Annotated in this window: 9 protein-coding genes and 1 pseudogene; 2 read left to right on the top strand and 8 right to left on the bottom strand. The window is 72.9% G+C overall.

Annotation, left to right across the window (positions count from 1 at the left end):
- Window positions 1–124 precede the first annotated feature (124 nt).
- The 6 genes and pseudogenes from DJ476_RS22350 to DJ476_RS22375 all read right to left on the bottom strand — a co-directional run bounded on the left by DJ476_RS22350 (window position 125) and on the right by DJ476_RS22375 (window position 8,980).
- Window positions 125–1,066 (bottom strand): pseudouridine-5'-phosphate glycosidase, encoded by a 942-nt coding sequence (locus tag DJ476_RS22350; RefSeq protein WP_112491367.1) that lies wholly within the window; start codon window positions 1,064–1,066, stop codon window positions 125–127.
- 73 nt (window positions 1,067–1,139) lie between these two features.
- Entirely contained in the window at window positions 1,140–5,045 is a 3,906-nt protein-coding gene (locus DJ476_RS22355; RefSeq protein WP_112491368.1) for an amino acid adenylation domain-containing protein, read from the bottom strand.
- A 395-nt stretch (window positions 5,046–5,440) separates the two neighbouring features.
- Entirely contained in the window at window positions 5,441–6,103 is a 663-nt protein-coding gene (locus DJ476_RS22360; protein ID WP_018488640.1) for an HAD family hydrolase, read from the bottom strand.
- Between the two features lie 157 nt (window positions 6,104–6,260).
- Window positions 6,261–7,304 (bottom strand): annotated as a pseudogene (locus tag DJ476_RS22365) (EamA family transporter); the annotation flags it as partial.
- Window positions 7,301–7,945 (bottom strand): uracil phosphoribosyltransferase, encoded by a 645-nt coding sequence (upp, locus tag DJ476_RS22370; protein ID WP_103418892.1) that lies wholly within the window; start codon window positions 7,943–7,945, stop codon window positions 7,301–7,303. The gene upp and the pseudogene DJ476_RS22365, both read right to left, overlap by 4 nt.
- A gap of 717 nt (window positions 7,946–8,662) precedes the next feature.
- Window positions 8,663–8,980, bottom strand: a complete 318-nt coding sequence (locus DJ476_RS22375; protein WP_208853587.1) for a hypothetical protein — start codon at window positions 8,978–8,980, stop codon at window positions 8,663–8,665.
- 85 nt (window positions 8,981–9,065) lie between these two features.
- Here DJ476_RS22375 and DJ476_RS22380 point away from each other — a divergent pair, with 85 nt between their 5' ends.
- Complete coding sequence (locus tag DJ476_RS22380) at window positions 9,066–9,932, top strand: alpha/beta fold hydrolase (RefSeq protein ID WP_112491369.1); 867 nt, start codon at window positions 9,066–9,068, stop codon at window positions 9,930–9,932.
- A 54-nt stretch (window positions 9,933–9,986) separates the two neighbouring features.
- Window positions 9,987–10,559: a hypothetical protein gene (locus tag DJ476_RS22385; protein WP_112491370.1), complete on the top strand. Its 573-nt coding sequence runs from the start codon at window positions 9,987–9,989 to the stop codon at window positions 10,557–10,559.
- Between the two features lie 112 nt (window positions 10,560–10,671).
- On the opposite strand, the gene DJ476_RS22390 is transcribed toward DJ476_RS22385, so the two are convergent.
- Both DJ476_RS22390 and DJ476_RS22395 read right to left on the bottom strand, forming a co-directional pair.
- Window positions 10,672–11,961, bottom strand: a complete 1,290-nt coding sequence (locus tag DJ476_RS22390) for an MFS transporter (protein ID WP_112491371.1) — start codon at window positions 11,959–11,961, stop codon at window positions 10,672–10,674.
- Between the two features lie 50 nt (window positions 11,962–12,011).
- Window positions 12,012–12,605 (bottom strand): ArsR/SmtB family transcription factor, encoded by a 594-nt coding sequence (locus DJ476_RS22395; RefSeq protein ID WP_112492588.1) that lies wholly within the window; start codon window positions 12,603–12,605, stop codon window positions 12,012–12,014.
- Window positions 12,606–12,654: the final 49 nt, after the last annotated feature.

Raw genomic sequence — 12,654 nt, forward strand, 5'->3', positions numbered from 1 at the left:
GCGTACCCGTCCTGTCGTACGGATACGCACCCGGCTTACACGGGGGAGTTGCCCGGTAGTACGGGCCCGGTGGCCCCCGTGTTCAACGCGCCGAGGTTTTACTCGGGTCGCTTCACGGCCCCCGTCAGGAACCGGCGTTCACGTGCCGGGCGTAGGCGGCGGCCAGCCTGCCCCCGGTCTCGGCGGTGGAGATGAGGACCGCCATGTTGGCCTGGGCGGTCCGGCCCCCGGTCGCCCGGTCGACGGCCCGCATCAGGTACTTGGTGAGCCCCTGGCCGCTCACCCCGTCCCGCTCCGCCTGGGCGAGCGCCTCCGTGATCGCCCGCTCGGCCTCGGCGGAGTCCACCGCGTCCTCGGGGCGCGGCGGCGTGGTGATGACCACCGAACCGGGGTGGCCGGCCGCCCAGTGGGTGGCGACGATCCGGGCGAGCAGATCGTCGTCGTCCACCCGGTGCGGGGAGCGCACCCCGCTGGAGGCGCAGTAGAAGGCCGGGAAGTCGTCGGAGCCGGTGGAGATCACCGGGACGCACTGGGTCTCCAGGTACTCCATGGTCAGCTTCAGGTCCAGGATCATCTTGGCGCCCGCGCAGACGACCGCCACCTTGGACCGGGTGAGCTGGATCAGGTCCGAGGAGACGTCCATCGTCGTCTGCGCGCCCCGGTGGACCCCGCCGAGCCCGGCCGAGGCGAAGAACGGGATGCCGGCGAGTTCGGCGGCGACCAGGGAGGAGGCGACGGTGGTGGCGCCCCGGCCGCCCCGGGCCAGGACGACCGGCAGGTCACGGCTGGAGACCTTCGGGATGCCGGGCTCGGAGGCGAAGCGCTCGATGTCGTCGTCGGTCATGCCGACCCGGATCGCCCCGCCGTCCAGGCAGATGGTGGCGGGCACGGCCCCGCCCTTGCGTACGGCGGCCTCGACCTTGTGGGCGGTCTCCGCGTTGTCCGGGTAGGCCAGGCCGTGGGTGATGACGTTGGACTCCAGCGCGACGACCGGGCGGCCTTCGTGCAGGGCCTCGCGGACCTCTTCGGTGGGGATGGCGGGGATGGTGGGTGTTGCGGGGGCCATGGATCTCCTTCGGTGGTGGTGTGCGGGATGGGTCGGGTCCGTACCGCTGCTGCGGCGGGCAGACGGCGAAGGGTTACGGGAAGACGTCCAGGGCGCGGATCCCGGCGAGCAGTTCGGCCACCCCGTGCTCCTTCAGCACCTCGTAGTGGTCGCCGGTGAGGGGGACGATCCGGGGCGGCTCGGCGGAGTAGCCGGAGCTGTCCTCCAGGAACGAGTAGTCGTCGCCCCGCGCCTTGAAGACCGTCACGGGGGCCTCGACCCGGCGCTCCCGCAGTTCGCGGAAGGTGTACTCGAACTCGTAGGTGGCGGACACGACTTGGGTGATGCGGCGGATCGTCCCCTCGCTGAGCGCGGGCATGGTGCGGTGCACGAACGCGACGAAGGAGTCCTCGTCGGTGGTCTCGCGCAGGCAGGCCTCCACGGCGGGGCCGTGAGTGGTCCCGGCGAAGACGGAGTGGAGGATGGTGACGTAGACCGGGTTGGCGAACGACGCCTCCCGGCCCCACCGCCGGCCGTCCTCCGTACGGACACGGGGGTTGCCGGGGCAGATCAGCAGCAGGTTCTCCACCTTCTCGCCCGTCTGCTCCAACTGCCAGGCGGCCTCGAAGGCGACCCGGGCGCCGAAGGAGTAACCCCACAGCGTGTACGGGCCGTTGGGCTGGATCCGGCGGATCTCGGCGATGTCCGCCTCCGCCATGCGCCGGATGGTGGCGTGGGGCGTCTCGCCCTCGTTGATGCCGTACGCCTGCACGCCCGTCACCGAGCGCTCGCCGTCGAAGCCCAGCGCGAGGGTGCGCAGGTTCATCGGGTAGCCGCCGAGGCCGGGCCAGGCGAAGACCTGGGAGGGCGCCCTGTCGGAGTTGAGCCGCACCAGCCGGGAGGCGGCGGGCGCGGCGGCGCGGTCGTCGATACGGGCCGCCAGCCCGGCCAGGGTCGGGGTCTCGAAGAGGCTCTGGAGCGGGAGCTTGGTCCCGAAGCGCCGGTTGATCCGGTTCACCAGGGCCACGGAGTGCAGGGAGTTGCCGCCGGAGGAGAAGAACTCGTCCCTAGTGGAGACCTCTTCGTACCCCAGCAGCCGCCCCCACTCGGCGGCCAGCCACCGTTCGGTCGGCGTCTCCGGCTCGATGTGCGCGGCGGTGTTCCCGCTGCTGACCACCTCCGGCAGCAGCGCGGTGGCCTTGAGGTCGGTCTTGCCGTTGGCGGTGACCGGCAGCCGGTCCACCACGACCACCCGCGAGGGGACCATGTAGTCGGGGAGGAACTGCGCGGCGTCGTCCCGGATCATCTCGGCCGGGCCCTTGGTGTGCACGGCGTCCTCGTTCATGCCCTCGTGCTCGGCCTGGGCCTCGGAGACCGGGCCGCCGACGAAGAAGTACGAAGCCGGGGCGGCCGGGGCCGAGGCGCGCCGCAGCAGGTCGTCCAGGCGCTGCGAGGCCGGGAGCGGATGGCCGGTGCGCGAGGAGTAGCCGGAGGACATCAGCCCCGTACCCGGCACGCGCTGGAGGTGGTGCAGCAGGGTCCCGAGCACCATGTACTGGCGCCAGGCGTCCTCCGTACGCGCGACGGCGCTGATCCCGAAGGAAGCCCGGTCGTAGACGCCCTGGTTGATCGCGATGACGTGCCGCCGCTCCACCACCTCGTCGCCCAGCCGCACCAGCGCGCCGTCCTCGTGGCGGTAGAGCCCGCCCGGCAGCCCGTCGACCCGGTCGCCGTGCGCCTGGACGTACAGCTCGGTCTCTGCCGGGCGCGGGCGCCCGTCGTACGGGACAACCGCGAAGGTGCCCAGGTAGTGGTCCTCCTCCGCCACGTCGAGCCGTGCCTTCGCCTCGGGAGTGAAGCCGTCGGGCCGGACCGTGAGGCCGAGGCCGGGCAGCACCTCCTCCAGGACGCCGAGCATGTGCCCGGCCTCGAACTCCAGCACCTCGACGATGTTGTTCTTGTAGACCGGCTCGATGGCCCGCCGCTTGCCCAGGAAGTGGACCTTCAGACCGGGTTCGCCGCCCGGGGCGGGGTGGTCGCCGACGCGTACGAGGGTGTGGTCGGCCGGGTGGTGGTAGTAGACGCCCGACAGTCCGGCCACCCCGTCGGCCTCGAGGTAGAGCTGGGTGGCGTAGAGGGCTCCGGGGGAGGCGTAGGCGTACTTGGGCAGCAGCCGTTCGGGGCTGCGGTGCGGCCCCAACCAGCGGAGCAGCGCCCCGAGTTCGGACGCGGTCAGCTCCCCGGGGGTGCGCGGGGGAGCGGCCGGGGGCTGCGGCGGGGCGAGGAGGGCGCGGAGCCCGTCGAGGGTGGCGCGCCCGCCCTCGTAGAACCGGTACGACTTGCGGGCGAAGGCGGCCCGCCGCTGCTCGGGCGTCGCCTCGGCACCGGCGAGTCGGACGACCGGGCGCCCGGTGAGCTCGACGGGCTCGCGCAGCCCGGGGTCCGCGAGCTGGGCCTTCACCTGGAGCTTGGAGGACTTCGACTGGTGGTGCGCGGCGTCGGAGCGGCCCTGGTCCATCACCGCCGCCGTGTGCTCGTTGAGTTCGACCGCGGCGACGAGGACCTGGGAGCCGGTGCGGGGGTTGTCGGTCACCACGGCGGCGGCCTTGCGCACCCAGGTGTGCTCCTCGACCCGTGAGGCGACCTCCTCCAACTCGACGCGGTAGCCCCGCAGTTTGACCTGGTTGTCGGTGCGGCCCTCGTACTGGATCGTGCCGTCGGCGTTCCACCGGGCGAGGTCGCCCGTACGGTACAGCCGCTCGGCCGGGACGTACGGCGAGACGGTGAACCGCTCCCGGGTCACCTCCGGACGCCCCAGGTAGCCGCGGGCCAACTGGACGCCACCGATGAAGAGTTCACCGCTCCGGCCGGGCTCCACGGGGCGGAGGCTCTCGTCCAGGATGTGGCAGGTGACGTCGTCGGCCGGCCGGCCGATGGGGAGGATGTGCAGGCTCGCGTCGTCGAGGGAGGCCGGGTCGACGAGCAGGGAGGTCGCGTTGATGGTGGCCTCGGTCGGGCCGTAGAGGTTGATCAGGGAGACGTCGGGCAGGGCGCGGAGCAGCTCCTGCGCGAGGGTCCGGGTGAGCGCCTCGCCGCCGGAGAAGATCCTGGTCAGGGTGGTGCAGGTGGCGAGTTCACCGCTGTCGACGAGGGCCCGCAGCAGGGTGGGGACGCCCTGGAGGGAGGTGACGCCGTACGCGTGGATCGTGTCGATGATCGCCTGCGGGTCGCGGAACGACCCCGGCGGGCTCATCACCACCCGGGCCCCCGCCGCGCAGGCGAGCACCTCCCACTGCGCCGCGTCGAAGCTGACCGGGGTCTTCTGCAGGACCGAGACCTCGGGGCCGAGATAGCCGCTGCGCTCCAGCCACCTCAACTGCGCGACGACACTGCGGTGTTCGATCATCACGCCCTTGGGGCTGCCTGTGCTGCCGGAGGTGTGGATGACGTAGGCGAGATGGTCCGCGCGCGGCTCGGGGAGGGGGTGGGCAAGCTTTCCGGCGCTTCCGGGGCCTTCCGGGGCGGCGGGGGCCGTGGCTTCGTCGACGGTGACCACCGTGGTCCCCTCGGGGACCAGGCCGGTCAGCCGGGCGCGTAAGTGCGGCTGGGTGACGACCACGCCGACGCCCGCGTCGGAGGCCATGTAACGCAGCCGCGAGTCGGGGTAGTCGGGCGAGAGCGGCAGATAGGCGGCGCCCGCGGCGAGGATGCCCCACACGCCCGTCACCAGATCGGCGGAGGGCTCCACGAAGAGCCCGACACAGCTGTCGGGCGCGACACCCGCGCCGACCAGATGGGAGCCCAACCGCTCAGCGGAGGAGTGGAGTTGACCGAAGGTGAGGCGGCTCTCCGTCGATATGACGGCGATCTCGTCGCGCCGCTCGCGGGCTTGGTGACGGAGCAGGTCCGGCAGGGTCGGCAGGGTCGGCAGGGCGGTGCGCTGCTGAGGTATGCCGGGCGTCGGCTGTTGTCTGGCGGGTGTCGAGGTGCTGGTGCTCATCTCTGAAATCCCCCGGGGGAGTGTGATCTGCGGTGGGTCCGGCCGTGCCGGGCAGGGTGCGCCGGTGCCGGCTGAGGCTGATCGTGCGAGGTGAACTCATGGGCTGGGGCGCCCTGCCGCGCCCTGTCACCGAGGTGCGGCGGCAGGGCGGGGCAGGCCCGGCCACCGGCCTGGCGGCAGCAGGGCATGGCCCGTCGGCCGGGCGGCCGGGGCATGGCTGATCGGAGGACCGGGGAGAACCGTCTGTCCCGGCCCGCAGGCGAGAGGGAGGAGGCCGGACGCGCACGGAATCGCGCGCCGGGGATCCGCGCGGTGGTACGGCGCGGAGGATCGGGTGCGCGCCGGTCAGGGCGCGGATGGTCCGGCGGGTGGCTGGGCGGCTACCCGGCGCGTGGCTACCCGGCGCGGAGGATCTGTGCGACGGCTGCGGGGAAGTCCGCCACCGTCCAGGTGGGTTTCACCGCGGCCAGCTGGGCGGCCGAGTGGATGCCGTAGGTGACGGCCACACTCCGCATCCCGGCGTTGTGGGCCATGGAGATGTCGTGCGTGGTGTCACCGACCATGACGGCCCGCCCGGCGGGGTGCCCCAGCTCGGCGGCGATCAACAGCCCGGTCTCCGGGGCGGGTTTGGGCTCGGTGACGGCGTCCGCGCCGACGACCATGGCGAAGTGGTCCCGGATGCCCGCCGATGTGAGCAGCACCTCGGCGCTGGCGGTGTGCTTGCTGGTGGCGATGGCGAGGACGAGGCCCGCAGCGCGCAGTTCGGCCAGCCCGTCGGCCACTCCGGGATACAGCAGCGACTTGGCCTTGGGCACGATCTGCTCGCGGTAGAGCCGCTGGTAGCACGGTACGGCCGCCTCGACCGTGGCGGCGTCCGCCGAGGCCCCGATGAGCTGGGCGAACGCCTTCTCCAGGGGCAGCCCGATGGTGGCCCGGATCTCCTCGGGGAAGACGGCCGGGACGCCCAGGGCGGCGAGGGTGGCGGTGAAGTTCTCGACGATGGCGTTCGGGGTGTCGACGAGGGTGCCGTCGAGGTCGAACAGGACCGGCCGCGTCATGACTGCTCCCCTTCCGTGGTCTGCCGGGGCGAATGGGCGGCCGGGCGGGTGCCGGCCTCGGTGGTGGGTGGCGCGGGGTGGGCGGGCCCGGCCTCGGGGGAGGCAGGGGGTGGGTGGGCGCGGTGGCGGTGGGACCGTCGGGCCTCGCCGCCCCGGCTGCTGTGGGCGTCCCGGCCGTGGCGGGACCGCCGGGTGGTGCGGCCGCTGCGGCGGCCCCGGCTGTTGTGGCCGCCCCGGCCGCGACCGGACCGCCGGGTCGTACGCCGGTGGTCCCCGGCGAGGGTCCGGCCGCCCCCGTGCTCCCCGGCGACGGTCCGGCCGCCCCGCGGGCCACCCGGGCCTCGCGTGCGGTCGACCGCTGGGCGAGCAGGACCGCGGTCACCACGGCGACGGCCCCGGCGCCCTGGATCAGCGTCAGCCCCTCCCGCAGGAAGAGGAACCCGAGGATGGTGGCGGCGAGCGGGCTGGCGAAGCCGAGGAGCGACACGGTCAGGGCGGGCAGCCGCTCGATACCGCGGAACCAGACGGCGTACGCGAGCAGCGCACCGACCAGGCTGAGGTAGGCGAACCCGGCGAGGTTGGTCCAGGTCACCCGGTCGGGAAGGCCCTCGCCCAGCAGGGTCACCGGGGCGATCAGCAGCCCGCCCGCGGCGAGCTGCCACCCGGTGAAGGTGAGCAGCCCGACCCCCGGGGGCCGGCCCCAGTGCTTGGTCAGGACGATGCCCGACGCCATGCACACCGCACCGCCGAGCCCGGCGACCACGCCGATCGTGTCGAGCCCGGCCTCGGGCCCGAGGACCAGCATGCCGACGCCGGCCGTGCCGAGCACACAGGCCCAGACCTGCCAGCCGCGGATCGCCGTACGCAGCAGCAGCGCGGAGAGCAGCAGGACGAAGACCGGCTGGACGGAGCCGACGAGCGCGGCGACCCCGCCGGGCAGGTGGTAGGCGGCGACGAAGAGGAGGTAGAAGAAGACCCCGATGTTCAGGGCCCCCAGCACCAGGATCCGCCACCACCAGTGACCCTGCGGAAGCTGCCGCCCCGCCAGCGTGAGGATCAGCCCACCGGGCAGCGCGCGCACGGCGGCGGCGAGGAGCGGGCGGTCCGGCGGCAGGAGCTGGGTGGTCACCAGATAGGTGCTGCCCCAGACGACGGGGGCGAGGACGGTGAGCGCGGAGTCGAGTCCGACACGCTGTTTCATGAGGCGGCCGCCGGGACCGTACCGAAGAACCTGTCCCCGAAATCGCCGATGCCGGGGACCATGAAAGCGTTCTCGTTCATTCCGTCCTCCACGGCGGAGGTCACGATCTTCACGTCCGGGGCGGCGAGACTGAAGCGCTCCAGCCCCGTGGGGGAGGCCAGGAAGTTGATCAGGACGATGTTCTCGTCCGGAACTCCGGCCTCGCGCAGCACGTCGAGCGCGGCGAGTGCTGATCCTCCGGTGGCCAGCATGGGTTCCATCAGCAGGACATGGCCCGTGTGGATGTCACCGGGAAGGTGTTTGTAGAACAGCTCGGGCTGCTTCGTCCGTTTGTCCCGCTGAATCAGGATCTTTCCGATCCGGATTCCCGGGACCATCTCCCGGAGTTCCATCTCCATGCTCTCCCCGGCGCGGACCACCGAGACCCCGCAGACGCGACGGGGGAATTCCAGCCCGTGGTAGGTCTCACCCACCGGCGTGGTGACCTCGCGCTTCTCGAACGGGAGCAGATCGAGCCCGGTCTCCAGCAACAGCCGGATGATGCGCCGGGAGTAGATCTCGAAGTCCCTCCCCGACGCGTTCTTGTCCCGTACGACGGTATGCAGCGCGCGTAACAGGCTCGTCTGCGGCAGCAGTAACACATTTCGGGCAGGCATCCCGGACGACTCCCAATTGCAGATGGAACGGCGAGCAGGTGCGCCGCAATACCACACTTGGGGCTCGATGCCATCTCCCCCCAAGTCACCTCGGACGCAACGGAGTCGAGCCTTTCCGACCCCGAACGGTCCGGACACTAGGTGGCTGATAAGTGCCTGTCAATCGCTGGCAGGACGAGTTGTCAGGTGTGCTTTGGGGAGGGTCTCTTTCCCGGATCCGCTTTCCCTGAATGGGCCTGTGACCAGCCAAGTCCGGATCTTCCCCGGCGGCGGTCCGACGTGCGGCGACGGTGTGGCCCGTCGGCCGATTTCTCCGCAGGTGGACGGTAGGTGAACATTCGCCTGGCGCATATTGAGAGGTTCGACATTTCCGTATGCGTCAAGTCTTTTCGGCCGCACGGAGAATGAACGCCGACGGTCCGGGCCGGAGGCGAGGTGCGGGCCGGAGGCGACGCTCCGGGTCCGGACGCACGGAGGGCGTACGTACCGGGGCCCGACGCACAGGGCCGGGCGCGGGGCCGGACGTACGGAGGCCGGGCGCGGGGGCACGAGACCCAGCCGCACCCGGCCACGGGCTTACGGTCTGCCGACTACGGCCCGCCGCACACAGGCCCACGGCCCCACCGGCGTACGGCACATCGGCGTACGGCACATCGGCGTACGGCACATCGGTGTACGGCGCATCGGCGTACGGCCGACCGGCTACCGCCCGGCGCGGCGGGTGACGGCCCAGGAGGCGGCGGCCACACCGCCCGCGACGGCGAAGACGGCGGGCCAGGCGCCGACCTTCTTGGCGAGCGGGTGCGACCCGGCGAAGGCGGCGACGTACGCGACGGTCAGCGCGGTGGCGGCACGCGGTCCGGCCTGCCGGTTCCACTCGTACGCGGCGAGGGACCCGGCGGCGGCGAGCGCGACCCCGCCGAGCGGACGCTTCTCGGTCCACCGGGCGACGCCGTACCCTCCGACGAGCCCGCTCGCCGCCACCGCCGCTGTCGGAACCCTCGCCATCGCCGCCACCATCGCTTTCGTGTACATGTACGGATACGTGTCTCCGGCCGAGGCTAGCCGCTGCCCGCCGGGCGCGTACGACGGGGAGGGACGGCGTATGGGAACCAGGACGACGATCACGGTGACGGACAGGGACGAGGACGACGCCCCCGTAACCCTGTTCTGCACAGACACGGCCACTACTGGTGACACCGTCACTGATGTCGCCACCGCCCCGCCCCTCCTCCTGCTGCACGGCCTGGCGGGCCACTGCGGTGAGTGGGAGGAGCTGACGGCCAGGTTCGCGGCCCGGCACCGGGTGGTGGCGTTCGACGCCCGGGGCGGTGGTGCGAGCACCCGCCGTCCGGTGGACGTCTCCCGGGCCGCGCACGTACGGGACGTGACCGAGGTCGTCAGGGCGTTCGGCCTCGCGGCGGCCGGCGGCCCGGTCCTGGTGGGCCAGTCCATGGGCGGGGTCACCGCACTGCTCACGGCGGCGGCCCACCCGGAGCTGGTCCGCGCCCTGGTCCTGATCGAGGCGGGCCCGGACGGCCCGAGCCCCTCGCTGCCGGAGACCATCGGGGCCTGGCTGGACTCGTGGCCGGTGCCGTTCCCCGACGCCGGGGCGGCGGCAGCGTTCTTCGGCGGGGGAGCGGCGGGCCGGGCCTGGGCGGCGGGCCTCGCTCCGGGCCCGGACGGCCTGTACCCGCGGGTGGACCGGGACGTCATGGTCGCCACGGTCCAGGAGAACGCCGAGCGCGACTACTGGGACGCGTGGGACGAGGTGCGCTGCCCGGTACTGGTGGTGCGGGCAGGCAAGGGGATGCTGAAGCAGCGGGAGGCGGACCGCATGGCCGGGCGCCACGGGACGACGCGGATCGCCGTGGTCCCGGAGGCGGGTCACGACGTCCACCTGGACGATCCGGCGGCGGTGTACGGGGAGATGGCGGCGTTCCTGGCGGAGGTGGCCGGACGGGGGAGGTGAGGGCCGGGGCGTCGCGACGGGATATGGTCTGGACCCATCGGACGAGGGGGCCTCATGTTTGTACGTACGACTGCCCGCGACGGCATACGCAGATCGACCGCCGCAAGGGGGCTGCGCGCGACGGCAGTTGCGATGCTGGCAGCCGCCGCACTGGCGTCCTGCACCCAGGACACCCCGCAGGACGCCGCTTCCCCGCGCTCCTCCGCCCCGGCCGCACCGTCGGCCGCCCCGGTGGACAACGCCGACCAGGCCGAACAGGCGGCGTCCGAGGCGTCCGAGGCCACGCAGGAGCCCGCACTCCCCGCCGAACCGGCCCCCGAGGCCGTACGCGACGCCTTCGCCACCCTCCAGGCGACCCTGAACGACACCTGTACCCCGGGCGCCGGAGACTGCGCCTACTTCCTCGGCCGGGTCACCCGGGAACTGACGGAACTGGACGAGGCGATGCGAGCCGACCCCAAGGGCCCGGGCCACTTCAAGCAGCCACTGGCCGATATGAAGGCCCTGTTCGCGAAGCTGGGCACCGACCGCTCGACCCCGCACCTGGAGAAGCACTTCACCGCGATCGTCGGCACCCGCGACGGCATCAACACCTGGATGCAGGACCACCCGGACGACTACCGCTGAGCCGACCACGGCCGGGGCGGAGCCGGGCCGGGCCGGACGGCCCCCGTCGGCCCCCGCCATCCGGTCCGGTCCCCGTCGGCCCCGCCCGGGCCGACGGGCAAGGGCGACCGTGTCACCCCTTCGGCGAGCGTGGCAGCTCACCCCTCCGTACCGCCCCGCAGCCCAGGGCGACGGCCACGCCCAGACTCCCGAAGGCTCCGCAGCCCACGAAGACCGGGGCGGCTCCCCACACCCCGATGGCCGCCCCCACCACGGGATAGCTCAGCGGCGCCAGGCCCAGCGAGGTGAGCATCACGACGGAGGTGACCCGCCCCAGGTAGGCGGGGTCCGCCGCCGTCTGGACAAGGGCGTTGCCCAGGGTGCCGCAGATACCCAGGGACAGCCCCACGGCGGCGGACACCGCCACGGCGTACGGCAGGGACGGGACCAGGGCGACGGCCGCCGCACCCGCGCACCCCACGAGCAGTGTCCCGGCGAGCGTCAGCCCGGCCCGGGGGAGCCGTCCGGTGACGGTGAGCAGCACGGCCCCGACGGTGGCGCCAGCCCCGAACCCGCTGACGATCCACCCGTACCCCGAAGGCCCCCAGCCCCGCTCGCCGTTGAGGAGCACCATCCCGACGTTGAGGGTCCCGGTGAGCCCGAACTCGCTGATGGCGATGACCGCGACGAGCGGCCCGATGAGGTGATGGCGGCGGATGTACCGGAGGCCCCCGAGGAGGTCCTGCCAGACATTGCCGGGGGACTGTGCCACCGGGGCCGACGCGTGAGCCACGTCCGGGGCACCGGCCGACGGCCGCAGCCGTACGGTCAGCAGGAGCGGCAGCGACAGGGCGAACAGCACTCCCGCGACGGCGAACGCGGCCGACGCGCCTCCGAACCCCATGGCCAGCCCGCCGAGGGGCGGCCCGGCGACCTGGCTGACCCGCATCGACAACGTACGCATCCCGGTGACGCGGGCCAGCTGGTCCGCGGAGGTGATGCGCGGCGGGAGCGCCCCGACGGCGGGGACGAAGAGCGCGTCCACGGCCCCGAACGCGAGGGCCAGCGCCACCAGGATCCACACCGAGGGCGCGGTGACCGCGACCCCGGCCGCCACGGCGAGGATGAGGACGCACCGTACGGCGTCGCTGCCGAGCACGATCCGGCGCACCCCGAACCGGTCGGCGGCCACACCGCCACCCAGCATGAGCAACGCGCGCGGCACCGCCCCCGCGGCCATGACCAGCCCGACCTCACCGGGCCCCGCGACCTTCTGGGCCGACCAGGCGAGGGCGACGAAGTAGACGCTGTCCCCGATGAGGGAGGCGGTGTACGCGGCGAGCCAGCGCAGGACGTTGGTGTCGCGGTGGGCGGGCCGGGGCGCGGTGGGGCCGACGGGCAAGGCGGTCTCTGCGGCGGACACGGAGTCTCCTCGGGGCGGCGCGGGCGGGCCGGGGACAGCGGCGGGCGGTCTCAGGGCCGGAACGGGAACCCGTACAGATGCACGGACACGTGCTCGCGCCCGTCGGTGTCGCCCGCCGCCCGGGCCTCCTTGCCGCGCTGCCGCCACCGCCGCGTGACGACCTCCAGCTCATCGCTCATCTCGGCGAGTTCGGCAGGCGTCAGGGCCATGATCCACTCGGAGCTGAAGGCGGCATCGGTCCATTCCGCACCCCAGGCGGCGCTCTGGTCGAGGTAGGCGCGGTACTGGGCGGAGCGGTTGTCGAGGATCCCGCGCTGCACCGTACCGACGGCGGCGGCCCCTTCGGGCGTGTCGGTGAAGTCCGCGTCGCGGAAGCCCCACCCCTTCTCGGACGCCACCTGCCACCACCGCTCCCGGCCGTCCGTGCTGCGCCCGCTCGCCTCGGCCACGAAGCCGTGCTCCGCGAGCTTGCGCAGGTGGTAACTGACCAGCGACGGGGCCTGGTCGACCTGCTCGGCGAGCTGGGAGGCGGTCGCGGTCCCGGCGGCGTACAGCAGCCGGTAGAGCTGCATCCGCAGCGGATTGGTGAAGGCCTTCAGCCGGGAGAGGTCGGTGATCTGCTCGGGCTCGCGCTGGGGTCGCATGCGCTCACCGTAGATGTGCAAATTTAATTGCGCAATAATTCTTTCCTGG

It is taken from the genome of Streptomyces bacillaris (genome assembly GCF_003268675.1).
Taxonomy (GTDB): Bacteria; Actinomycetota; Actinomycetes; order Streptomycetales; family Streptomycetaceae; genus Streptomyces; species Streptomyces bacillaris.

Excerpts from the sequence above, each read along its gene's own strand:
- DJ476_RS22350 (WP_112491367.1), bottom strand. The coding sequence starts at position 1,066 with ATGGCCCCCGCAACACCCACCATCCCCGCCATCCCCACCGAAGAGGTC.
- DJ476_RS22355 (WP_112491368.1), bottom strand. The coding sequence starts at position 5,045 with ATGAGCACCAGCACCTCGACACCCGCCAGACAACAGCCGACGCCCGGC.
- DJ476_RS22360 (WP_018488640.1), bottom strand. The coding sequence starts at position 6,103 with ATGACGCGGCCGGTCCTGTTCGACCTCGACGGCACCCTCGTCGACACC.
- DJ476_RS22375 (WP_208853587.1), bottom strand. The coding sequence starts at position 8,980 with ATGGTGGCGGCGATGGCGAGGGTTCCGACAGCGGCGGTGGCGGCGAGC.
- DJ476_RS22380 (WP_112491369.1), top strand. The coding sequence starts at position 9,066 with ATGGGAACCAGGACGACGATCACGGTGACGGACAGGGACGAGGACGAC.
- DJ476_RS22385 (WP_112491370.1), top strand. The coding sequence starts at position 9,987 with ATGTTTGTACGTACGACTGCCCGCGACGGCATACGCAGATCGACCGCC.
- DJ476_RS22395 (WP_112492588.1), bottom strand. The coding sequence starts at position 12,605 with ATGCGACCCCAGCGCGAGCCCGAGCAGATCACCGACCTCTCCCGGCTG.